13 protein-coding genes are annotated in these 24984 nt (G+C 40.4%); 10 read left to right on the top strand and 3 right to left on the bottom strand.

The window, feature by feature from the left end:
• Positions 1-11 precede the first annotated feature (11 nt).
• Genes MHN30_RS14240 through MHN30_RS14205 form a run of 8 tightly spaced genes read left to right on the top strand, consistent with a single transcriptional unit; the run spans position 12 to position 18179 of the window.
• A complete protein-coding gene (locus MHN30_RS14240) occupies positions 12-758 on the top strand; it encodes a hypothetical protein (protein ID WP_239360092.1) in 747 nt (248 codons plus the stop codon).
• Positions 748-3249, top strand: a complete 2502-nt coding sequence (locus MHN30_RS14235; RefSeq protein ID WP_239360090.1) for a hypothetical protein — start codon at positions 748-750, stop codon at positions 3247-3249. Before MHN30_RS14240 ends, MHN30_RS14235 begins: the two co-directional genes overlap by 11 nt.
• Before the next feature lie 4 nt (positions 3250-3253).
• Positions 3254-3877 (top strand): hypothetical protein, encoded by a 624-nt coding sequence (locus tag MHN30_RS14230; protein WP_130165995.1) that lies wholly within the window; start codon positions 3254-3256, stop codon positions 3875-3877.
• The gene (locus MHN30_RS14225; RefSeq protein WP_128726253.1) at positions 3874-4329 is read left to right on the top strand and encodes a hypothetical protein; all 456 of its coding nucleotides are present in this window, start codon (positions 3874-3876) and stop codon (positions 4327-4329) included. The genes MHN30_RS14230 and MHN30_RS14225 overlap by 4 nt, the downstream gene beginning before the upstream one ends.
• Positions 4319-4969, top strand: coding sequence for a hypothetical protein (locus tag MHN30_RS14220; protein ID WP_130165996.1), 651 nt, complete (start codon positions 4319-4321; stop codon positions 4967-4969). The genes MHN30_RS14225 and MHN30_RS14220 overlap by 11 nt, the downstream gene beginning before the upstream one ends.
• 19 nt (positions 4970-4988) lie before the next feature.
• Positions 4989-9389 (top strand): matrixin family metalloprotease, encoded by a 4401-nt coding sequence (locus tag MHN30_RS14215; RefSeq protein WP_130165997.1) that lies wholly within the window; start codon positions 4989-4991, stop codon positions 9387-9389.
• Positions 9316-17580, top strand: coding sequence for a thrombospondin type 3 repeat-containing protein (locus MHN30_RS14210; protein ID WP_130165998.1), 8265 nt, complete (start codon positions 9316-9318; stop codon positions 17578-17580). Before MHN30_RS14215 ends, MHN30_RS14210 begins: the two co-directional genes overlap by 74 nt.
• Positions 17581-17585: 5 nt before the next feature.
• Positions 17586-18179 (top strand): hypothetical protein, encoded by a 594-nt coding sequence (locus MHN30_RS14205; protein ID WP_130165999.1) that lies wholly within the window; start codon positions 17586-17588, stop codon positions 18177-18179.
• 81 nt (positions 18180-18260) lie between these two features.
• Here the strand turns inward: MHN30_RS14205 and MHN30_RS14200 are convergent, their stop codons facing one another.
• Positions 18261-19721: a pre-peptidase C-terminal domain-containing protein gene (locus MHN30_RS14200; protein WP_130166000.1), complete on the bottom strand. Its 1461-nt coding sequence runs from the start codon at positions 19719-19721 to the stop codon at positions 18261-18263.
• A gap of 189 nt (positions 19722-19910) precedes the next feature.
• Here MHN30_RS14200 and MHN30_RS14195 point away from each other — a divergent pair, with 189 nt between their 5' ends.
• Positions 19911-20789 carry a hypothetical protein gene (locus MHN30_RS14195; protein WP_017218222.1) on the top strand — a complete coding sequence of 293 codons (879 nt, stop codon included), beginning with the start codon at positions 19911-19913 and terminating at the stop codon, positions 20787-20789.
• 43 nt (positions 20790-20832) lie between these two features.
• Here MHN30_RS14195 and MHN30_RS14190 read toward each other — a convergent pair whose 3' ends face one another.
• Both MHN30_RS14190 and nudB read right to left on the bottom strand, forming a co-directional pair.
• Positions 20833-21954 (bottom strand): alanine racemase, encoded by a 1122-nt coding sequence (locus tag MHN30_RS14190; protein ID WP_130166001.1) that lies wholly within the window; start codon positions 21952-21954, stop codon positions 20833-20835.
• A 7-nt stretch (positions 21955-21961) separates the two neighbouring features.
• On the bottom strand, positions 21962-22402 hold the full coding sequence (gene nudB / locus MHN30_RS14185; protein WP_130166002.1) for a dihydroneopterin triphosphate diphosphatase: 441 nt from the start codon (positions 22400-22402) through the stop codon (positions 21962-21964).
• A gap of 508 nt (positions 22403-22910) precedes the next feature.
• Here nudB and MHN30_RS14180 point away from each other — a divergent pair.
• Complete coding sequence (locus MHN30_RS14180; protein ID WP_130166003.1) at positions 22911-24818, top strand: M6 family metalloprotease domain-containing protein; 1908 nt, start codon at positions 22911-22913, stop codon at positions 24816-24818.
• The last annotated feature ends 166 nt before the right edge of the window (positions 24819-24984 follow it).

Below are 24984 nucleotides of genomic sequence, written 5' to 3'. Positions count from 1 at the left end.
TGGTTTACTTTATGAAAAAGTATTTAACGTTTGGTCACAGTTTTCTGTGTATTTTAGTCCTAACGCTCACTGGCTGTAGTGCATTTGATAAGTCCTTTGGTTTCAGAGGCCCGATAGTTGTAACAATAGCAACCAAAGATGGTAAACAGCCTGAAGCGCCATTTTTAATTAAATCTGCGCATGTTGAGTATGGAGGTCATGGGGGAAGTGGACATAGAATGGGCTATCTTTATGAAAGAATTGGCGATGCAAACCAACCGATTTTATTTCCAAGGGAGCACTTAGATCTCAAATATCCTAACGCTTATGCGTTAATACACTTCGAAGTGTACCATCCTATGTACCATATTAATTATTCGAGTGCTGGTTTTGCCCCAAGCAAAGCTGATGACCCAATTCCCTTTGCAGTTGAAGTGGCTCCGCTGGAGACAGTTTTGGCTCGAATAGAAAAAGAGGCTGAGCGCGCGAGCTTGGCGATGGAGCAGCTCGCACCGGATAGCTCAGAATATTACCGTCAGAGTTCGTTTTTTGAAGAGGCTAGATACAGTTTAGGAACTTTGGTATCACAGCATATTTATTCCATAAAAACCAACTATTTACCAGTGCTTCCAAAAGAAATACAAAAAGCGGTGAGAGAGAAATATAACCCGATATTTAAAGAGTTATATTATCGCTATCCTGAAACCGATTGTTGGAATTCAGTAACCTGCCAAGAGCAAATTAAAAAACCGAGAGTATACGAGTATAATGGACTATAAAAAAAAGTTGGGTGTAGTTGCTTTAATAAGTGCTATCAATTGGCCTTGTTTTGCTCACGATACCAATACCACTCATCCTAGAATTACTGAAGTTATCAGAAAATCACTAGAGAAATTAGATGGAGAACACTCTGCATATTATCAACTGTATCAACTTCATCCAGACTATGTAATAGAGCGTCTAGGTGTTGCTCAGCAGAATGCTACGTTAAACAAACCTTATCCATACCTTTGGGGATATGACCCTCAATTCAAGACATTGAAAGATAAAAAGATGGACGAAGACGAGGCTAGCCCTGAGTACCCGGCCTTTAGAAAGAAAAGTTTAAATGTACTTGATGGTGTGGTGATGGAGGACACGCCGCTGAGCCGAGTAATGTCGCATTTTCAACATGCTTACACAGGTGCTCCTCTTTCTATGAATGACTGGCCACTGGTTCTAAATGGCTTGGTTAATATATACGGTGCATTAGAACCTAGTGAGATTACGGCTGGACGCTTTTTTAACAGTGCAATTTTAACAATGGGATATCTGAATACCCTGGATGACCTCTATGAGATGGCACCCACAGAAGAGTGGAGTTTGGAGCAGCATGGCCGGTTATTAAGCGGTGCAAAAGCAATGTGGATGTTTGGACACGCACTGCATCATGCTGAAGATATGAGTTCGATTGCTCATGTACATGGTGACGCTCATTTAACTCTGGCTCGGGATGCTCTTGGCGAACCTGATGATTACGAAGCACACTTTATTCCCAGTAAAATATTTGAATTTATAAGCGAAAAAGTAGTTGATACATGGTTCATTAATTCAAATGAAAGCAAACTCATCACTCATTCAGGCCAAATATGGGGGCGCAAAAGCGATCCATCTCATGTAAATACTTTAGATAATTTGCTCGATCCCAACACCATGGCAAAGGGCATATATAATGTTCCGTTGTTTCAAGCACATCTTCCAACTGACTTTTCGGTATTTTACGAGCACGATAGAAGTTATAAAAGTCCATATAGCTTACGGGTAGAAGGAAAATACTACTTCTTCGATAGAGCCGCGACTAAAAGAACCTTTAAAAAAGCTGGCAAGCTGTGCGGAGGCGGTGAACTAAGCATGATGTTTTATTTTGGAGACTTAGCTGATTTTGAATCAGATAAACGCCCAAAATTAAACCTTTGTGGTTTGGCACTTAACTTTAAATCTCGCCGACGTCTGCCTCAGTATGAAATCATGCATGCGGCCGCGAAATTAGATGAGGAGAGTGGCGAGTTTAATGCGCACCGGTTTAAGTTCAATGGATATTTCAATAGTCTAGACTCTGATTGGTGGGAGGCCTCGGCATTCGGTGGGCCTAAAGGACTCTACTATATTGAACAGACGATGAAAGGGGTGGATTACGAAAGTAATTCCAATGGAAAGTTAATAAAACCTGGTGAGCTTCTGTTAAGACCAAACTTCATCAGGAAAGATATCACAAAGCCTTTTTCTAAAGATAACCCCTTAGTTAAGACTTGCACTAAGTCTTCTGTAGAGCAAAAGCGTTGCTTCAGCGGTGATAGTTTGTTAGAGCGTTACGCTGAAGTACTTATCCCATATTCTTTGAAATTTTTAACAGGCTATAGTCAGTTTTTTTACGACGTTGCCAACCTGCCTCCTTATTTGCAGCAAGTTGAGGTTGTTCAAGGAGGAGAAGCAAAGTATGGGATGAAGTGGCAAGGAAAAATAAATCGGGATGGAGACATTACGTTATTTGACGAAAATCCTTGGTTTCATCGCGATGCGAAAGAAAAATTTTATTTTATATCAGAACGATATAAGGCACAGACAATTCCACATTTGCGCTTTTTAAATCACCAAGAGGATATTACTCTTCGATTAAAATTTAACGAAGCAATACGCCATCCGAATACCGAAGGTAGCTCATTTGCTCTGGGCTTTTCTCAAAATGGCAAGGACGTCATGCTAAATACCGAAGATTTGGAATTTAGTGTATTAAACGATGGACAGTTTTCAGGTTGCACCGTTGTAAAGGCGTCCACTAGACAAACGGGTAACTGCTGGGAAGTTAAGGTGAGTCCCGGGGTATTGAGTTCTTTATTTGGGGATGGTCTAAATGGTCGCGTGCAGTTATTGGTTAAGGCTGCTGACCTCAATAACCACAGAGATCAAGAAGGCAACCCAACTGATAGCCTTACTGAGGGGAGCTTATTAGATAGTACACCTAACACTCCTGCGAGACGAGTAGTGACTCGCACTGGCCCAAAATACACAGTCCATAACGAGAAATTTTCTCAAAACGAAAATCGATACTCTTGGCATTCAGGTACTTCTTTACCAGGAGAAATGTTTGGTAGTTATGCTAAAAAAGTCGGCGCATTTGCATATGACCCGGGGATCGATCGAAATCACGTATTACTCTTCGATACTACAAAACCGGAAATTAGGCTTGAAGTAAAAGCGGGAGAGATAACCGCAGAACCTAAGAAGGAGTAAAGAAATGGCATTTTCTAAAGTTATATTTCTAAGCTTGCTGCTTATTTTTAGTGAGTTTAGCTTAGCTTTGTCATTATCAGAGCAGGTACAGCTTGCAGATACAGTTGTACAAGGAAAAGTAATGTCAAAGCGGAGCGAATGGAGAGATGGGCAAATTATTACCCTCAATCAGGTGTTAGTTCGAGATGATTTGAGTGCGTCCGCAAAAAATATACCGGCACGAAATGAGATTGTAATCACTCAGCTAGGAGGAACAGCCTTGCACCCAGTGTTAAATGTGGAGGTAACACAACATATTTCACATCAAATTTTACTCCGTGAGGGCGAAGAGGCTCTGTACTTCACCAGAAAAAGTGAACTAGGTGAGCAACGTTTAGTCAGTGGAGCTGACTCGGTGGTATTTATTCAGGGTATAGGTTCAGAGTCTGCTACGCTGCCTAAATTTAAGCAATTGAAAGTTACAAGTTATATGGCTCCTGCTGTGAGTAGCCTAGGACGTAGCCAAGAGAGCAAATCATCAGCAGCTAGCCAAGCTGTGCTTGAGCAAGAACCGTTAACTCTAGCTCAAGGAAAAAAGCGGATCAAAGAGCTGCTTAAGCAAAAATACGGTGTAGAGGGACGAAAATGAATAATATTACAACTAAGGCATTATTACTTGCTCTGTTGATTATTAACACACGTAGCGCGCACGGTAATGAAGCAGACTCTATAGAAACCTTGAAAGCCATAATGGGTGAAAAGAGAGTCGCGCCATATCAACGAACGCAAAAGATCCCACATCGTCAAGAAGCGCTCGCTCCTTTAGCTCGAATAGCGAATCTGACAAAACCAAGAAAAGAGCCAACAGCCAAAGTTATACACTTAAAGCATAAGGCAGTAAATACAGTGAATTTCACTAATAAGTTTGTGTTAACACGTGTAGATGCTTCAGCTATTGCGTTAGGTGCCATTGGTATTGAAAGTATTAAGAACCATTCAGCGATTGCCGTCAAAGCTGAGAGTAAAAAAACAGATAAACAGACAAGTAATAAGAGCATAGATCCCAAAAAGGATATGGGGAAGTTAATAAATGAAAAGTAAAATAATAGCTGTTTTGATGTATTTATGTTGCTTTACAGCATTATCAAAACCAAATTATATACAGTTCAATGTGACACCTCACAGCAGTGAAGTTATTTTTTCTCAGCCACTGAATATAGATTTTATTGATAATGCAGCGTCGCATATTCGCCTTGACTCTAGCCATAATGAATTTGAAATGACGATCAAGACGTTGGCTACCAAAGGAGTGGTAATTTCTTTACCAGAAAATACCACAATGGTATCAAGTCGTCAGATGCCAGTTGTCTATTCTCCTAAATGGGAACTGGACTATGGAAAATATATGCTGTCGATACCAGGCATTAGTATTTACCCAATTGCAGTGGATGCAAAACAAGGTTATAGCATTTTCAATTTAGCAAACCTTCTTTTAACAAGAAAAATTGAACGCCCTCTGAGCGAATTCTTTTTTGTAATCGGATGGTGGGATAATCAACGGGATTTAATTGATTTCCCTGTCAAGTTACTACGTGTAAAGCAAAATGATAAATTTCAAGACTACAGGCTAGAAGCTCTATGTGATATTGATTTATCTCTGAAAGAGGCTATCACTTTGTTTAATAACGCGAATCAACAAGATGTGCGTGAATTAGCTGTACGACAAAACTGTATTAACTAAACAATAAGAATCTGAAATCATGAAAATCGCAAACTGGATTTGCTTATTACTATTTTTGGTGATATTCCCGGCATTTGGTGGAAGTCCAAATTGGCAATTCGATAGTTCAAATCAACCTGTTCCAGTCAAGTGGGATGCTAATAATCAGCCCTACGTATGGAGTTTAAACGAGTCAGGCTATCCTCCCTTAGAGTTTAATATTTTAGAACAAAAGTTACGAGAAGCTTTTGCCACTTGGCAAGCTTTACCTGATAGTAATGTAACATTCTCTTATGGCGGAACCACACCTGAAACTGGCAAAGGGCGAGGTAGTGCGCTGGGACCAAATATTGATGGGTATAACGTAATTTCATTCGCTAACACTGCACATGAATTCCCAGAACCTGTATTGGCTGTTTGTTCCTCCACAAGCATCAACAAAGAGCTTGAGATCACCGACGATAATGCCGATTTAAATGGTGATGGGATAAATGATATTCCACTTGGGTTTTATCCTGCTGGAACTATCTTTGACGCTGATATCTTTTTTGACGGTGCAAAGGTCTTTTCTGATCAACTTATCTATAACGTTGCACTTCATGAGATAGGCCATTGTATTGGGCTTGCTCACAGTTCTTTGCCATATAGTACTATGTACCCTACTCAAGATACGGATATTGAGCGAGGTTCATTGCTAAAAGCAGATGATATCAGCACGCTTGCAAGTTATATGGGAAACGCTGACACAAAAACTCGTTATGGACGCATTTCTGGTCAAGTGCTTGATGGTGTCTCTGGTAGAACGATCACTGGCGCGCATGTTATTGCAGTAAATAGTGATACCAAAGAGTCAATTGTTGGTACTTACAGTTTAACCAATGGGCAATACGACTTATTTGTACCGATTGGGAAGTATTTTTTAAAAATAGAGCCTCTGGATTCCTCACATGTTGGCTTGGAAGCTGAGCGGCTTAATATACTGGTGACTAACCCTGACTCTACGTTCTTTGAACGAGAGTATTATGACCCTAAGGAATCTTCGTATGAAGAAGGGGTTGAAGAGCCTCTGTTATTTGATGTTACTGCGGGTATTGAAATCTCAGATATCAATTTTTATATAAACCAAAAGGCCACAAGTGAATTTAAATTTCCTTTAAAAAAAGGGTTGAATTACTTCGGCTATCCTCAATTAGTGCCTTTTGGTCTAACGTCTTATGATTTATTAAGTCAAGTTTCTCAGTTTATTGAAGTAAATAGAATAGAACGCTTTAATACTGAAACTGGCGGTTTCGAGTTTGCTTTCATGCTTGATGGCCAGCCACAAGGTGTAGAATTTGACATTCAATCAGGGGAAGGTTACCTAATAGCCAGTGAAAGTGATGGTGAACTGGTATTTCCTGGTGGCACCTATTGTCACCAATTTCCCTTGAAAAAAGGGTTAAATTTGGTTTCTATCACTTGCCCTCCAAGTGATTTTGATTCTTATCAAATGTTAGAAGCAATCGGCAGTTCTGAAACGGTTGAGAGTATCAGATACTATGACTCTAATACCAAAGCATATCGAGAAGCTCGATATGAGGGAGGAGTAATTGTTGGTGATAGATTTGATTTGCCACATGGAGTAGCTTTAGAAGTTCGTATGTTGGTAGATAGTGGAACTTTTCAGCTATCAAAGCAGGAAATTTCAGCGCCAACTATCAACTATATTTCTCCAGGCGTAACGCTACCACGTGGTTATGTATTAATATCCGGAGAAGGTTTTACGGCCGAAGTCGGTGAAAATATCGTTTTGGCCGGTAACAAAAGACTAGCAGTCCAAAACGCATCCCATAACTCATTACTTGTTCAAATTCCAAACGATATAGAAGCCGGGGAGTATATGCTGTCAGTGACAGTAAATGGACTAAAAAGTAATGAAGCTACATTAAGTATCATGCCCAATCAAGTATTGGAAAACAGTGAGTCTTTAACACAGTTGCTCTCTGGAATGAAAGTAAGAGGAGGAATTGACGCCTTAGGCGAACAAGACGTTTATACATTTGTAGCATTAGCAGGTTCAAAAGTTAATATTCAATTACTCCCACTGCAGAGTAGAGCAAAGCTCGGTCTCCAAATGTTAAACCCAAATGGAGGAATGCTTCTGCATCGAAAAGCTAGTGTAGGAGGCACCTATATAGCGGTACAAAACTTTGAAATTGAGGCCACAGGGATTTATACACTCGTTATTTCATCTGAAATGGTGAGTGCATATCAGCTTTCTATTGATATTGATGCGCCAACTGGTTCGGCTAAAACGTCTGTGCTTCTAGGTGAGGGTCAGACTGCAGTAAAGGGGACTGAGCTTGCTGAACCAATATTATTGCTAATTACAGATAAAAGGGGACAACCTGTAGCAAATGCTGATGTGGTTTTGACGCAAAAAAGTATCGCGTCTGAAGAGGCTAAAAAGCTTCAAGTTATTAAACGTAACTCATTAAAAAAGAATGAGAGTGCTCCAAGTCCCGCTGCCGCTAAAGCAGGGCTCACCGATACGCAACTAGAGTCATTAAAATCTGATAGCTATGGCATGGTCGCAGTTAAAGTTGCAGCTCCAAATCTAGTTGAGGATTTTCAACTAAGAGTAAGTGTTCCTGGAATACCTGATATTGAACCTATCCTTTTGACTGTAAAAGTTATTTCTGCACCGGTGGCAAAAATAAATATAGAGAAAACAGAACAGAATTGTGGAAGTCAATGCCCTGTTGGAGAGGTGCTTCCGGATCCTTGGGCTGTAACTTTTTTAGATGCTCAAGGAAATGGTATTAAAGACTTGAGAGTGGATTGGTTGATCGTTTCAGGAGAAGGTAAGTTAGGAAAAAGTGCGTCTTCTACTACTAAACGAACTTTACAGGTTGATACCGATGAAAACGGGAAAATAGAGGTTTATCATAAGCTTGGCGATAAGTTATATGTTAATGGAGGCAATAGCGACATATCAAATTCATTGGTAAAAATCCCTCAAATCGCGATGATGGCTATTCCAGGTCAATCCGCCCCCGTTATTTTTACAGCTGAAGCAAAAGCTGGTGCCATTAGCCGCGTAATTTCTAGTAGTTTAACTGATCTCCAAGGAACTATGTATACACAAAGTTTTAACGCATTAGGATTAATAGCAAAAGATGCTTATGGTAATCCTGTCAGTGATGCTGAGGTAAAGGTTATTTCTCCAACTCCAGACTCGGGAATTGAAATTTTACCTGGTGACATACAGGGCGTACCAATAAATGGATTTCGAACGAATAACCGTGGTATTTGGTTAGCTGATATAAAGATGAGTGAGGCCATTCCAACAATAGATGAGTTTGGTAATAAAGATACTCAAGGCTTAGCAGAAACTTATGTCATCAACCTTCAAATAGGCTCTAAGGCACTAAAGTACAAATTAGATATTGATATGGGGCCTATTTTACTTACCCAAAAATCTGACCGGAGAATAACAGCTATTGTGGGGCAGCCTTTGGAGGAAGAAATAAGCTTCAAGCCACATGGATTTATGCGTAACTCACAATCAGAACCACTCACAGGGGAAAAGGCGATGTGGAATGATGTAATGGAGTGGAAACTAACCGGAGAAGGATATCGCTGGGAAGGGCCTAAGAGCGCATATGCAAGGGATGATATCACTAGAATTAAAGACTTTACAAAAGTTATGCCGACTCATCAAAAGGCCGATGATATTCACTTTTCAGTGCTTAATTATGCTGATGAAGGTACAGAAATGGAGGTCATAGATAGTAAATTAGTCTGTAAAGAGGATAAAGATATTTGGCAATGCCGAGGTGAAGACCAAGTTCATTATTATGCTCACCGCGCTGGGAAGGTTAAAGTAACAAACGTCGGTGATTTCTATGCAAACCAGCCCGTTTTTGTTAAAGCTGTAATTCCAGAATACAGACACGGTATTTTCGTGGGTGATACGTATGATACTCGATGGGGAATCGTTAGAGAAACGTACTATAAAGACTTAACTGGTTACGCAACAATTTATCCTAAGCCAATACAGCTCTCATTCGTTATAGAAGATCCCTTTTCAAGCGGTAGTGACGATCTATCCAGCTATCCGGGAATTGGAAATGTTAGTGGTATAGACCTTCAAATGCTCAATATCACTATGCCGAATGGAACGGTTATTAATGCAAGTAATTTACAAGACTCTATTCAATTAAATCAGTCACCTAACTTTGCTCAGCTATGGCTAGACCACCATCAAATTGGCGTCATAACAGAGGAAGTTTTGCACCTAAAGCCAGAGCACATGCAGCTTATCTATTCACCAAAGGCCTCAGAGCTTAATAAGGGGAGTAATACATTTAAATTGAGCATATCTGATGCATCAGGCAATAGCGCTGCTGAAGCAAGTTGCACATTTACTTACCCAACGTCAATTAAATGCCAAGAGTAGGGATACAATGAGATTTAAATCGATAATTATAATTTTATTTTATTTTATTAGCAGCATCTCTGCTATGGCACTAGAAGTACACCCATCTAGCGTACTACATTCTGATGTGAATACTCGATCTTTTATTGTCGCGTGGTCTGCACCTGCGGAAAGTCGAGGCACTGTCAATGTGTATTTAGATCCGAAAGGCACTCACCCAGTCTCTTCTACTACACGTGAAGCACAGTTTACTTACACTGATGATAAAGTAATCAAAAATAAAATGACGGCAATGGGGTTATTTAGGACTCGGGTTAAAGGACTATCCGAAAATACCTATTACTATTACCAGATACGTCAAGAGGATAGTAATGGTAATGTAAAGCTAGTACCTGAGTCTGGCGCATTATTTTCAGTAAAGACAATGGCAAAAGAGGGGGTTGTCTTAAATGACACTGTCGCTGCATATATCGAAGATAAAACGGCTGATAATGCGGTTGGAAACCTTGTTTACTTCTATTTCCCTAATGCCAAATACCCGCTGTCACATATTGTGGGAGACTCTTTGCCTGACAATATGGCTGCGGTGAGCTTATCAAACCTTTCAGACGGTGAAACACATATTAGCCAGCTAAGTACCAATGTAAATATTATTGGTCATTCAGTGCGCGGTTTAGACAATAATCAAGTTAAGTTAGCTGATAACTCACAATCAGGTCGACTGCAAATATTAGCAAGCATTATATCTGTGAATGATAATAAGGATACTGACGGTGACGGTATTCCTGATTGGTATGAGAAGGTAAATGGTTTAAATATTAACGTTGATGATTCGTTAGATGATTTAGACAACGATGGATTATCGAATATTGAAGAATTCCAGTTGGGTACAAGTTCGAGCGTAGGTGATACAGACGGTGATGGGATAAGTGATTATCAAGAAGTCAAGGTTACAGGTACATCGGCAACCAATAGTGACAGTGATAATGATGGCTTATCGGATTACCAAGAGTTGACTGTTTACAAGACTGATGCACTTGCAACAGACACGGATGGTGACGGATTCTCTGATAGTGACGAGATAAAGGGGGGGTTTGATCCCAAAGATGACAAAGTGCACCCTCCTTATGCAGACGCAGACAAGGATGGTATTGCTGACAAGGATGATAACTGCCCAGCATTGCCAAACCCGAGTCAAATAAATACAGATGATGATGAACAAGGTGATGCATGTGATGACGATGATGATAATGACGGAATCAAAGATTACAACGATAATGCGCCTCTAGTACCGAACTCAGGTCAAGAAGATAGCGATGGTGATTCAGTCGGTGACGTTATAGATAATTGCCCATTAGTATCAAATGAAGATCAAAGGGACAATGATACCGATGGGCTAGGAGATCTGTGTGACGACGATGATGACAACGACACTGTGCTGGACTATCAACAATTGGGAGAGCCTTCAAATCAAGCTTTGCTATTACAACGCCTTTATAAAGTAGAAAGTGTTAACTTAGAGTATTCAAAGAGCCAATCTTCAAAGCTTTACTTTGTAAAACAGTCCATTGATTCTAATCAACAAGTTTTACTGGGAGAGTTTGATCTATCGCTTCATAGGTATACTGAATTTGAGTTAACTGAAGAAAGTAAAAAGATGATTGGCCAGTTGATTACAACTATTGACCCATATAATTGTGAGTGTGTTGTGGTGAATCAACCTAACAGCCAATTGAAGCTTACTACCGAAGATGGTGTTTCATATATACGCATTCCTAGCCATACACCAGAGAGGGGAGCTGTTCAGTTTGCCTCCTCTAATGATGGCTCTGCTTATAAATCTTACAGCGCACAAGATCACGCTTCGTTGATGAACCTATTGTTATCTGGAAGCGCATTTGTTTCTCTTGATAATTGTCAATTCGTTCCTAATAAAGATCAGTCTGATGTTGATGAGGATGGGAAAGGGGATGCTTGCGATATATCAACTCAAGATCTAGATGGTGATGGAGTATCAAATGCGAATGATAATTGCCCACTAATCCATAATGAATTACAAGAAAACATCGATGGTGATGAGTTTGGGGATGCTTGTGACGAAGATATAGATGGTGACGGCCTTACGAATGATGTAGAAATAAACGAGTTGTATACAGATCCGAGAAATGCGTATTCATGGTCTAATTCCGTTTCAGATGGAGATGCAGATTTCGATAACGATGGATTTAGTAATCAACAAGAATCTACGCAAGGTACTGGACTTCTTGTTCCAAATATTAAGCTAGTTAAAGGTAGAAATTATACATACTACCCCACCGAACTATTAGATCTCCCGCGAGCGTCTGAACTGGTGAGACGGTTGGGTGGTAGTGCAAAAGTTCAAGGCGTCTCTACTCTTGGTATAGATGGCGAAGTTACGGCTGAATACACATACGATGGTGAAAGCTGGGTAGGTGATGATTTTACTTTAGAGCTGATGCAAGCTGTTATTATTGATGCTGTTGAATCGAACATTATTCCAATTACAGAAAGCTCTAGTTGTAGTTCCATCGCGCTTCAATTTGGTATTAACTTTACCGCCTTACCTTGTATAAGGAACGGTCAATCTGCCTTTGGGTTATTGGAGAAGTACGGAGAAGGGAAACTAGATTCTATTACAGGTGTGAACTCTGACACTGGTTTATATCAAACCGCTAAGTTCGTGAATGGCGAGTTGTCTGGAACGGACTTTCCTTTATTGGCTACTCAGGGTTTTAAATTGCAAGTTACCTCACCCTTTACATTAAAATTTCCACCAAGAAGTGAGCATGGGGTTACATTAACAAATATCGAAGATATCAGAATTGTCTCATCGTCGAAGATCGATATTTTTGGGTTTATTGATACTCAATCTGGAGTACTTCTAATTAATGGAGAAGCGGTTCAGATCCGTGATGGAAGTTTTAGACTGAATGATTTTAAATTAACAGAAGGTGAAAACAGTATTGTATTAAAGGGAAGAGACGCAAATGGAGGTACCATTTATTTAGAGTTCTCAGTGAAATATGCAAAACCACCTTTATTTGATATCACTTCCCAAACAGATGGGCAGCTTCTTTATGCCAAATCTGTCACGGTAGCAGGAAAGCAAGAGGGAGCAGAGCGCATTGTAGTTAATGGGGTTGAAGGGGTATTAAATGGTGACCTGTTCACTGTATTTCCTGTACCACTGTCTGCTGGTGAAAATAAACTAAAAATTGTTGCGTATGGTAAGTTCGGTGTAACGGCTGAGAAAATGATAAATTTGCGAGCTGAACCTCGTCTACTTACTTTACCAGCAGGAAGCGTCGAAGAAATTGAGCTATTTCAAAGCTTCAAAGTAAGTAATAAATGGTTGATCACACTTCCTGAATATATAACAGTTGACTTCGACGGTAAGCAGGTATTTGCGAGCAAGGCCTCCAGAGATAACGCCTATCCAAAGTTATCTACTTATGGGTTTAAAGCAAGTATCACAGATAATGATCCCTCAATGAATCCAAGTTTGGGGATTAAGTTTGAGTCTATTGGTAGTGATCCTACATACGGTGTTTATCAATTTAGTGTTCCCATGACTTTGAAAAATGCATTCATTAAGGCTAATTACACTGAAGAAGCTTGGATTCAGCTGACTTTGGTTAAGCCTAATGGCGGCGCCGCTATGGTAGTTACCTCACACCAAGATGGTGAAGTGGAAAGTTCACCTAATACTAGATATCAAGGTTATGTAATTGCTGCGGAAACACTAAAGTATCAAGGTAAAAATATAGATATTCAGGAAGGTTTTTTTGATATTCCTGTTAACCTTGAACCCGGTCGAAATTATTTGGAGTTTGAGCTCAGCCGAAATGGAGTACTTAGCACCGAAATATATCGACTAGACTATTATCCAGATGAATACCCCCAAATTAAGGTATTTTCACATAGCCATGACCAACATGTTTCATCTAATAATATCGTATTATCAGGCTCAGTTTCTGAACCCAATGCTTTGCTATCGGTGAATGGTCGAACTGTCGCACTGGAGGATGGTCGTTTTTCCGTAGATATCCCTATTACCGAAGAAGAAAATTGGATTACGATCAATGCAGAGTATGAAGGAAGAGTTAGCGTATATAAACTTAAAGTAAATAAACGCACTTATACAGCCAAGTATTCAAACCTACTTGATAGGGAAATAATTCATACCGCATGGCCTTCCATAAAAGTATCAACTTCATCTGGGTTAAAAAGAGCTAGGTTTAATAATGGTTCGTGGGTAGAAGCTATAGATGAAAATTCTGTTCAGTTTGATTTCACATTTGAAAGTGGGTTGAAAGAAGGAAAAAATACAGTCTTAACCGAACTTGAATTTAAGGATGGCTCAATTCAAAAGCTAACGAGAGTTTTGCGATATGAGAAATACGCTTTTGATTTAAAAGTACTTACCCCAGATACTATCAGGTTACCGCTAAAAATAGACGAAGCACTATATTCAAAAGCTAAACGTTTTAGGTTTGCATTAGGTTGGACTAGAAGCTTAGAGTCTGGCTTATTTCAGGCTCCTACTCCTGCAAGTAAAGGAACTACAAATGGAGCCTATGGCAGAATAGATGAGGGGACTATAGTAGATGATCTCGGTGTAGACGAACTGGGTCAGCGAACGATCATTTTAGAGTTTCCTTATGAAATATACCAAATATTAGTGACGCGAGGCGAGTTAGTTGATGATGCATCAACGATCCGAGTGTTTGATGATGCAGGCGAGCAAATATATTACCAATCAATACATTATTTATCCGAATTTATTGAAATAAATGAGGAGCCAAAAATAATTCTATGGAGCCATAGAGATAATGGCATTGTACGGTCAACGAGTACATCGGTGTTAGCATCTGTAGTGAATTTTATTCCTGAAAAAGCTACTTTGAATGGTAAGCCGTTAAAAATAAAAAGACAGGTTTTAAATAATGATGTAAATGAATACTTTCTGATGGGGGGGAGAGTTGATTCTCTGTTGGGGAATTATGAAATAATGGTTAGTAATGCTAGTGGGGTTCAGGTTGGTAAGCGTTTTAGTCTTAATTTTGAACCTTATAAGTATACTTTAGTTGCTGGTCAAGATCTTTATAGCTATCCAAGAGATGAAATTATTACATTTAATGAGCCTGAATATGTTTTCTCTCGAGATCGAGTTGAAAGAAATCATTCTGAAATTAATATGAAGTCACTTGTTCAAATGGATTCCAATCAAAGTAATATAGACGGGATTTATATTGGAAAAGTCATTGTTGGGCTAAAAACTAATGAGGGTGGTGCTACCACAGGGAAGAAGCGAGTAAATCATTATGTCAATTTGCCAGATAACAGATCTCCCATAACAAATAGTCGGAACTATTTAAGTTATGTTGATGTTTTGGGTACGTCTGATTCTGTTCCTGATATTACTTTAAAAGAGCCGATGGACGGAGGAGAAACATATTTCTCAGTGGTTAGGGTAAAAGTTGATACTAATAATGACAAACTTGCTGATGTCTATATCAATGGCCTTCCTGCGAAAAGGTATTTTATAGGAGAAGGTGGTTATGTGAGTGTTATATCAGATTTCGATTCTTATCATTATTTGGACCTACCTTTAGAGCTAGGTGATAACGAGGTAAAGATAACCGCACACTCTACTTTAAATGATAACGTGTCTGAAAAAACAGTCGTATTTAAGCGTAAGGCGATGCCGAAACCGGCCTTTGAGATAGGCACTCCTAGGCAAAATGAGTTATTTAAAGTATTTAACGAGGGAGCTAAGCCTGTAACAATAGACGGGATAATAGATGTTTCAATTCCGGTTAATAAGGTACTGGTTGATGGTGTAGAGGTGACTCTTCGCAAGGATGGTAACTTTTTATATACCTCAGAGTATAGAGTTGGTGACCACCAAATCGTAGTGGAAGCCATTAACGACGCAGGGTCAACACAAAAGGTTGTTAACTTTTCCGTTGCTTTTGGCAGTCCAACATTAAAGCTAGACTCTCCTAACGAGGCTGAGTTAAATACAATGTCCGAAAAGATATTAATTCACGGCTCGGTGGACGATAAGAATGCCCAACTGACAATCAATGGAACCCCTATTTCGGTCGACTCTCAGGTAGGAGATTTCGAGTTGGAATACTATCTAAACCAAGGGGAAAATATGATACAGATCGTTGCTACGAATAAGTTTGGAGAGAGTAAAAAACTACTAGTAGTCAACAGAGTTGTTGCGGATGAATCCCACCTTGAAGTTAGAATTGATGATCCTGCTCAAAAAGAGTGGCAGTTGAAAACAACAAGTGATGTGATATCACAGTTAAACCGTTATCGAACTTCTTTTATGGACCCACTCCCACATGGGGTTCAGGTCAATTTTACTTATAAGAAACTGTTGGGTTCACCTGCAGATACTATAGTGTTTGATTATCACGTGTATGTAGGCCAATCGACACGTCCAGGTATGTATACAATACCCGTAGCAATCGATTTGCTTGATGCTAGTGGTAACACAGTACATACACATTTCTTGAATATCTTTTTGTATGTAGGGATAGCAAGGCTCCAAGTCAGTTTTGACAATCTAAGGCAAGAACAGAAAATAGGTACAAATGAATTTCAAGTACGTGGAAAGGTTAACGATCCGGAGGCTACCTTAGATATTAATGAGCAAAGTGTGGTTCTCACTGAACATGGAGATTTCTCACATACACTATTATTGAGTGAAGGTATTAATCAAATAGTGGTTCGCGCCTCAACGGCTGAGCAACACGTGAATAAAACGATTATTGTAAGTGTTGATACGGATGAGCTCATACTAAATATGCAATCTCCTACTGAACAGGAGGGTTATTCGCAATCAGAAGTGTTATTTAAAGGCAGTATTAGCGACCCTCTGGCATCTGTGATTATTCAAGGGCATCAGGCTACTGTTGATGCTCAAGGAGAGTTCTATAAGCGAATCAAGTTTGCAGAAGGTAAACATCAAGTTTTCATCGATGCGACTAATGGTTATAAATCTGTCCGTAAAAGCGTCAGTTTTGAAGTATTACCTCAGCCACTATCATTTGAAATATTTAGTCCAGTTGAAGGGGCTGAGTTTGACAAAGGGGAAGTAACTATTAATGGTCAAGTGTCTCATGCAGACGCAAAAGTTACAGTCGATGGAAAGCTTGCCGATGTAGATTCCATAGGGGCATTTTCGGTAACTTTAAATTTGGATTCTGGTGAGCACCGTTTGCAAATCAAAGCTGAACGTAATGGCAAACTGGTAGAAAAGTATTTGATGCTAAAAGTTCGTGCGAGTTCTCAATCTGAATATATTGAACTAATACAAGGTGGCGTGAGTGAAGTTATAACTTATGAGGTGCCCTTAACAAGTGAACAAAGAGCATTAGTCAGAAGATATTCATATAGTTTGTCATTAAGACCTTATGGGACAAACTTTCAGATACTTAGAGTCTATGGTACACGCTCAGGAATTGGGTTCGATTATCAATATAGTGCTTCACAGAATGCTGCAATTGATCGATACCCGATTGAGTTAACTTTGACTCTAAAGGATTCATCTAATGCGACGATTAGTTCTGAAATCGTAGATCTTATATTGGTTGTTCAAGACGATAACCCTGAACAGTTAGACCTTGAGATTATTTCTCCAGAGCCAAACTCAATAATTAACTCAAACTCTGTAACTATCATGGGTCGTGTCAATCAAGTAGATGCATTAGTAAGAGTAAATAACGAAAACACAGATATACAAAATGACGGGACTTTCACCAAGCGTTTAGAGCTTAGCGATGGTCAACATCAAATCATGATAGTTGCTGAGTTCGAAGGACAACATCAAAGTAAAATCATTCCGATCAGTGTAGATGGCAGCACACCTAGGGTTATTGTTAATGTTGCTGCGGGACAGTCCGTTCCTGTTACTGTAAATGTATCGGCCTCTCAAAATGTGATGTCGCAGGTACGAAATTTGTTTAGTCAGTTTTCGAATATGCCTGCTGGTGTGAAAATTGATACTACGGGGGCGTCTTTTGTTGACAGTGAGACAATAAGAATGAGTTATAACTTAACTACGCAAAATCAAATATCTGGGGCAGAAATCAATGTAGTTATCACTTTGAAAGATGGGGCTGATAATGCTCTACTTGACTATCCAGTTATTTTTGAAGTGAACCCAAGATAAAGGAAATGAAATTGGAGCGTCCTTTTAGGAAATTAGCTATAGCGCTGCTCATTGGCTGTGCACTGATTGGTGCCAGCCTACTGGTGCCCTTTAAGATATATTTAACGTCTGATCGGGCTTATTCAGGAGTTTTAGTTGAATTAATAGATAAAGAAGGAAAAGCGATAGACTCATTTATCGTCGACAATCAGTTGCAACTAGATTCGTTTTACTTAGTAAAACTACTTGTAGATGGAGTTTCCTTACACTTGGTTCATCCATTATTAAAAGCCCAAAATATTGAACTAAATTGGGGGCATTTTTATTCAAAAAATCTTAATGTTACTCTAGTGTGTTGGTGCGCAGATAAGAGCTACCCAAAGCAGGAAGATTTGGTTTCAGTGTTTGCGCACTTTGCAGACATCAAGTCGCAGTATATTCCCAAAGTGCCTCAAATGATACGAAGAGAATCGGTTGCAGAACATAGTAAAGCGCTTTATATGCTCGTTGCTGTAGCCAGTGATAGAGTCGGTGAAGGAAGAAAGTTAAATAAGCGCAATGTTAGAGAAAGAAAAAATATAATGGCTGAGGTCATTGATATGATATATATAGATCCGTAATAAGATCTGCTATAAATAAATTCACTCAGAGGTATAGCGATGGCAATCATCCTCAAACGATAGCCATCGTTACTTACTCCATTAAAGTAGTTCTACTTTTATTTCTATCCATGCGGTAGCGCTATTTTCTGCTCCGCCCTTTGATGTCGGGGTGATTTTGAATCCTCCCCAGTGATCGGTATATGAATTTCCGATTGTTAGCTCCGAATCGGTTTGGTCGTCACCCCACCAGCCTGGTGTTTTTGACCCTGGGGTCATATCTAAGAGGTAAGAGGTCGTTTTCCAAAAGCGTGGGTCTTGCTCATTTTCGAAGTAGCCCTCTAAATTGATGAGTATGCCGTTTTTGGTATTTGGATATCGCGCATTTGTAGTTCTGTACTCTAACCAATACGTATATAAGCCGTTACCTGACTTCAGCTTTAATCCGATATATCCTTGATCATTGCGTCCGTGGTCAAATGCATAAATGCGATATGTTCCCGATGAGGTAATGAGTGGGACTTCTGATCCGCTTATCCAACCGAAATACTTTTTGTACAGTAAGTTATATTCTTCTAAAGAATGAGCGCCCATTCCCATCATGCTATATACGTTACCATAGTTTAAACTTTCCTTTGCATAATCATGATCGCCAATTACTCTACCAGGGCCAGCTTCTAGCGCTTTAGCATGACGTAGCCCTAGTGCATGTCCTAACTCATGTGCCACCACGCCTGATGTGTGGTGATATAAACTGATTGAAGGAGGAGCAGCGCTGGAATTGAAGTTACCAACTTGAGGGGCAACCATCATTACCACATTACCAGTTCCAGGGTTTTCTGGGTCAACGCCGTTTGCTTTAACATGCTTCTTCCATTCAGCTGTCCAACCGTGAAAGTCACTGTCAAAGTCACTTTTGGGTCGATTAATATTAATTATTGGCACCGATGTATCATATGTGAGGTTAAATTTACCGTAAGATTGGTCCGTGTAATATGCTGCAGCGTCAGCTAAATCACGCTGCATTGAATTCCAGTTAAGTTGCGCATCGCTAAATTGAAATCTAAACACTTTGATGTTGGCATAATTTAAAGGATAACCATCATTATCTCCAGGTGGTGGAGTAGAACCTAAGTTACGGCATGAGGTTGCACCTAAATCAACGACCAATGAGGCACCTTGACTGGTCCCATCTAACGTTATGTAAGTCCAATATTGGTTTAAGTTCTTAAGCACGATACATTCGCTATTACCGTTTCTTTTTGAATTTGGATCGCTACCGTCCAGTTTTGGCCACCCCCCATTTTTTGAATATAAATTAAGATTTCCTGAGCCATGTCCAGTGGTAATTGCCAAACTATTTACACTATTTGTACCTGGAATACTTAAGTAAGTTCGAGTGCCACTCGGAAGGCAAATAGGTTGCTTATTGACAATTTCTCTTCCAGTAAATGGGGCTGAGGATTTACAGGTGTCAGTGAGTTGAGCTGCACTTGCCGGACCTGCCGTTAATAGTAATAGAAGCGCATAACAGTGCGCTCTTCTCAAATATATCTTTTTCACAGTTGTATCCTTATTAAATAAGCTTGCTAATTTACAAGCCTATTTAACATAGGATTAAAGTATACAATATTCAATATAATATTCTTGTGAGTTGATGAAAGGTATGGATTTTACAATCGTAAAATCCTCAACTAAATTTAGAGAGGGAGGTATTAGGCTCAGGAATCCTTTTGTTTACCAGGTAATTGAATGATGTATATGAATTTTCTGAGGTACCTATTTGTCGTTTTTTGCTTAGCTGTCACTGCTAATGTTGATGCAACAACGATTCAGATATTTTTGGATGATGAAGAAGACCTCGCTATTTTGACGCAAAAAGCTAAACCTGAAAATATTGCTGGCGCAACCAACAAAATACTATTTGAACAGTTAAACCTCTCAAACATTGAGTTTCTCGGCGCAAGTTATAAACGGACGTTACGCTCAATGCTAAAGCAAGATAAATCAGCTATTTGCACTCTTAACAAAGTAAAAACTACTTATCGCGAAAAAAACTTTCTATTCAGCTTGCCAGTAAATTTTTATATCAGTAGACGTCTATATCAACATGCTGATTCACCTCCGCTATCTAAAGAAGTGCTTGATGAAGAAGGTAATGTAGTCTCTCTTATGCAACTTTTTAACGTATACAGAAATAAGCTGATAGTAACTGCTGACGATCTGTCATATGGGCCTTTTTTAGATAAGCAATTAGCACAGGTGGATAGCGCTAATAAAGTGGTGAGAGGTGGAAGTAATCATTATGAAACTGTACATCGGATGTTCGAGTTGAAACGTGTGGATTTTCTGCTTGGTTACCCTGTTGAAGTGATGCGATACGCGAAAGCCAATCAAGATAAATATGAGTCCTATCTAATCGCGGATTCACCTCGGTTTATTTTAGGTCATGTGATGTGTAATAAGACTCAAGTAAGCAGGCAGGTGTTAGAGAGAGTAAATCAGATACTACTCAGTAATTATGGTACCAAAGAGTTTTTATTGGCCCATATAAATTATTTACCCGTTCAGGAGCATCGATCTATTCAGGAAGTTATAGAGCGCTACATAGATCAACTCGGCTCAAACTAATCCACTAAGAATGCTCCTGATCCTGTGTCGGGCGGTACAGCTATCACCACCCCCCAAATCTTGGCCAAAACTCGATGTCATCATGACTTAACACATGATAGCCCGAGTGCTGAGCAGCTGTTGCACATGCATGATTTGGTAAAATACGTAGTAGGTCACCATGTTTCACGTCTGGTAAGGTGAAGCCGGGTTCACATTCAATAACGCCATGTTCTTGATTTGCTGAGGTTACTTTGAGCCCAGGCAGCAAATTACCCGCTTGGTCACAGACGAGGCCATAGCCGCAATCAAACGCTTGACTCGCGGTACCTCTGTCTCTTGAAAGCGCCATCCAGCCTGCATCTATAAAGAGCTTATTTTCACTACGTTTGATACCAGTGACACGCGTTAGCACGCTTAGTGCAATATCTTCGATGTCACATATGCCGATACCAGCCATCACAAGGTCGAAGAATGTATAGACCCCAGCTCGCACTTCAGTGATCCCATCGAGGTTTTGCGTTGACAGTGCCGTTGGGGTAGAGCCAATACTCAGCACTGCTGTGGTGATCCCAGCCTCTTCCAGCATGGATGCAGCAGCCACAACGGCTAAGCGCTCTTTCTCAGCAAACTGTATTAGTTGCTCAGCCGTGCTACACGCGTATGAGCCACCGGCATGCGTTAGTAAACCCCGATATAAACCACTGCTTTCCAGTATGGTTGCGATGGTCACGATTTCTTTGTTTTTAGGGCTAAGTCCTGCGCGATGTCCGTCGCAGTCTATTTCTATCAAGCAAGGAATCGTGCACTCATTTTCCGAGCAAAATTGCGAGACAAGCATGGCTTGTTCCATGCTGTCTAGCAATATGGTTAGATTGACACCTTGGTTGATTAGGGCAAGAACGCGTTGTAGCTTATCTTCTGTGATCCCCACCGCATAAGTGATATTGGTGTAACCTTGTGCAGCAAACGTTTCCGCTTCTTTTAGGGTGGAGACCGTACATCCTGCTTGTTTGTCGGCCAAAATATAGCTTGCGGCTGCAATGGATTTTACCGTTTTCAAATGTGGGCGAAGGGCCACATTAAAAGCATCAAGATGCTTTTCCATACGCGAAAGGTTATGCAAAAAAGCAATTTTATCAACAACTAAACATGGTGTTTGTAAAGATCCTAATGTCGTAAACATAGCTCAATCATACTCCTATGAGTTCTATTTCCTGTCGATTGCTTGGGGACCAGACGCGTTCACAAGCGTGTGTTTTGTTAAGCCAAATAAAGTCTGTATGTTCATCTTCAGCAAGTACCACACTGATCCCTGACGGTACTTGGATACTAAAAACATGCTCAGTGTTTATGGTAACACCCGGCTCATAACGATGGCGCCACTGCGGTCTTATAGTGTATTGATTCGTTTTATTATGCGAGTGGATGGTGATCCCAAGCGCCGCGGCGTCAATACCTGTCTCTTCTTTTAACTCTCGATACGCGGCAGTGATTGGAGTTTCACCGGGATCTACTCCCCCAGTGACTGATTGCCAAAAGTGTTTATCGTCTGCTCTTTGTAATAGCAAAAACTCATTATGTTCGTTGTATATTACGACCAATACCGAAACGGGTTTACGTAGTGCCGACATGGTTTACATCAAATCAGGAACATGTGCTTTGAGTTTAACCAGTTGAGTTGCACTCGGCAATTGGTATAAAGCTTAGATGGCGAATTTTGGACAAAAAAAAGCAGGCCATCTGGCCTGCATAAAAACTCCAATAGCAACAAGCTGTGCCAAGGAAATCCCAATAATGCCAACATCCCAGTCGGCAAGCTCTACTTCTCGGGAGTTCAATTGTGACTTTAGGCACGCCTAGATACGCAGGTAAAAAGGTGCAGCCCCAAAGGAACGAGACCAATGCTAATGTAATGTTTAGTACTTGTAAACTAAAAATTGAAAAAAATAGTTTAAACGGATTTTTTTTGCTCACTTTGAAATATAAAGCTTCTAAAATGATGGAATTACAAGCTATGTAACTATTTGTTATTTATCTGGTTGATAAATTTTGTACCTTTAATGGTTTGAGAGTTGTTGCAATTTTGTATCCATTCTGTATGTTAATGGATTGTACAACATGTAACCTAGGAAAGGAAAAATGAAATTAACATCAGCAATTATCGCAACCTCATTATTGGCAACCAGTGTCGCAGTAAACGCGGCGATCCCTTATAAAAACGAACAGTACCAATTTACCCAACCGAGTGGTGAGGTAATAACACTTATTCTTAATGGTAATACGTACTTTGCTCAGCAGCGTACACCTGACGGCGAGCTTGTGGTGTATGATGCATCACTTAAAGGCATGGCTTACGCACAGGTTTCGGCTGATGGTGAGCAGCTTATATCTACAGGTAAGCTTGTGACCAAACGCAACAAGCAAGGCATACAACGTCACTCAGTAAATGCTATGCAGCAAGGACTATCCTCAACTGCTATTGCAAAAAAGGTAAAAGCGGCGCAGCAGGTAATGTTGGGTCAAAACCAAACACCAGTCGACTTGATACATATGCATCAGTTTGAGCGTAGTGATAATGCAATGGCGTTGAATGCCGAGATCAGCGGTCAAGTAAAAGGGTTAACTATCATCATCGATTTCCCTGATGAGCGCGGCACTATCACAAAAGCGCAGGTTGAGCGTTTTTTAAATGACCAAAATTACAATGAATTTGGTAATGCGCAGTCAGTAAGAGGGTATTTTTCGTCGGTCTCTGGAGGCAAGCTGGATTATACCAATACGGTAACGGCTTATTACACCGCAAAGAAAAACAAAGCGTATTACGCGGATAGCGCATTAAGCTCAACAGTACGCTCGCAAGAACTCATAAAAGAAGCGCTGAACTGGCTTGAATTTCAACAGGGATTTGATTTTAGCTCGCTGACTACAAATAGTAGTGGGCAGATCCGTGGATTAAATATTTTTTATGCCGGCAACTCTGATAGTGCATGGTCTAAAGGTCTGTGGCCACATATGGCAAGACTCAGTCCACGTTTTTGTGCTGATGGCGTGTGTACCGATCGCTATCAAATCACGGATATGGGAAATAGCCTTGCAATTGGCACCTTTGTACATGAGTCAGGTCACTTAATCACAAATTGGCCCGATCTTTATGATTATGACGGCAGCTCAGAAGGCTCAGTCGCAAGTTTTGGCGTTATGGGATTTGGCGCGATTGGTGCTTCCAACCGTTTTAAGCCGACGCCACCTGTCGCACACTTCAGGGCCATAGCTGGTTGGGATACGGTAACTGAACTTAATCCAGCCGTAAATGCTAATGCCCCAACGGGAAGGCTCAGTCATACTTCGGGCGCTAATAGCTCATATAAATGGACCAACCCAAGTAACGCGAATGAAGCCTTTTACATTGAGGCTATTCATCAATCGGGACAAAACTCAGAGCAACTCGATTCAGGTTTGGCTATTTGGCACGTTGATTCTGCGGGCAATAACTCGAATGAATGGTATCCGTATATCCAAATGGAGCATGGTGATGCCAAACGAGATCCTGAAAATGGTCGCAACCGTGGGGATAATGGCGATTTATTTGATGTGGCAGGAGAGTTTAGCGCCACACTGCCGAATGCGTTGAGTAGCAAAGGGACGAATGCCTTATGGTGGAATGGAAGCGACTCTGGCTTGTCCATCAGCAATATTTCTGATCCCGCTACAGAGATCCAATTTACCGTAAGCGGTAGTACAACCCCACCACCAGCGGGAGATGTTTACACTGGATACTTAGCAGACAAGCAACAAGCCATACAACCTGACGGCAGTTGGTTTCAGTACAGCGGTGGCACAATAGCACTTACTTTAGAGGGGCCAGCGAACGCAGACTTCGATTTGAAACTCGAAGCTTGGCAAGGTGGAGCATGGCAACAAGTTGCCATTTCGGAGACGCCAACCTCACAAGAGTCAATTAACTATACGGCAAATTCAGGTTATTACCGCATTTTGGTTTACTCATACAGCGGTGCGGGTGACTACCGTCTAACGGTACAGAAGTAGTTATCCAAAGCACTGGTTAGTCAATACCATTGATATAATGCCAAGTCGCGTTGCTTGTGTGATCAGCGCGCGGCTTGTTTTGGTGCGTATGTTAGAACGCCAAACTCCACTTTCTTATCTATAATTCATACTTTATTACCAAAATTATGATAATAATGCAGTCATG

Source organism: Pseudoalteromonas sp. OF7H-1, from assembly GCF_022347825.1.
In the GTDB taxonomy this organism is placed as follows: Bacteria; Pseudomonadota; Gammaproteobacteria; order Enterobacterales; family Alteromonadaceae; genus Pseudoalteromonas; species Pseudoalteromonas maricaloris.
Note: the sequence above shows the minus strand (reverse complement) of the source record. Positions and strands in the feature narration are given on the sequence as shown.

What these genes read in the sequence shown, in the direction of transcription:
- MHN30_RS14240 (WP_239360092.1), top strand. Translation starts at nt 12, where the DNA reads ATGAAAAAGTATTTAACGTTTGGTCACAGTTTTCTGTGTATTTTAGTC.
- MHN30_RS14235 (WP_239360090.1), top strand. Translation starts at nt 748, where the DNA reads ATGGACTATAAAAAAAAGTTGGGTGTAGTTGCTTTAATAAGTGCTATC.
- MHN30_RS14230 (WP_130165995.1), top strand. Translation starts at nt 3,254, where the DNA reads ATGGCATTTTCTAAAGTTATATTTCTAAGCTTGCTGCTTATTTTTAGT.
- MHN30_RS14225 (WP_128726253.1), top strand. Translation starts at nt 3,874, where the DNA reads ATGAATAATATTACAACTAAGGCATTATTACTTGCTCTGTTGATTATT.
- MHN30_RS14220 (WP_130165996.1), top strand. Translation starts at nt 4,319, where the DNA reads ATGAAAAGTAAAATAATAGCTGTTTTGATGTATTTATGTTGCTTTACA.
- MHN30_RS14215 (WP_130165997.1), top strand. Translation starts at nt 4,989, where the DNA reads ATGAAAATCGCAAACTGGATTTGCTTATTACTATTTTTGGTGATATTC.
- MHN30_RS14210 (WP_130165998.1), top strand. Translation starts at nt 9,316, where the DNA reads ATGCATCAGGCAATAGCGCTGCTGAAGCAAGTTGCACATTTACTTACC.
- MHN30_RS14205 (WP_130165999.1), top strand. Translation starts at nt 17,586, where the DNA reads ATGAAATTGGAGCGTCCTTTTAGGAAATTAGCTATAGCGCTGCTCATT.
- MHN30_RS14195 (WP_017218222.1), top strand. Translation starts at nt 19,911, where the DNA reads ATGATGTATATGAATTTTCTGAGGTACCTATTTGTCGTTTTTTGCTTA.
- MHN30_RS14190 (WP_130166001.1), bottom strand. Translation starts at nt 21,954, where the DNA reads ATGTTTACGACATTAGGATCTTTACAAACACCATGTTTAGTTGTTGAT.
- nudB (WP_130166002.1), bottom strand. Translation starts at nt 22,402, where the DNA reads ATGTCGGCACTACGTAAACCCGTTTCGGTATTGGTCGTAATATACAAC.
- MHN30_RS14180 (WP_130166003.1), top strand. Translation starts at nt 22,911, where the DNA reads ATGAAATTAACATCAGCAATTATCGCAACCTCATTATTGGCAACCAGT.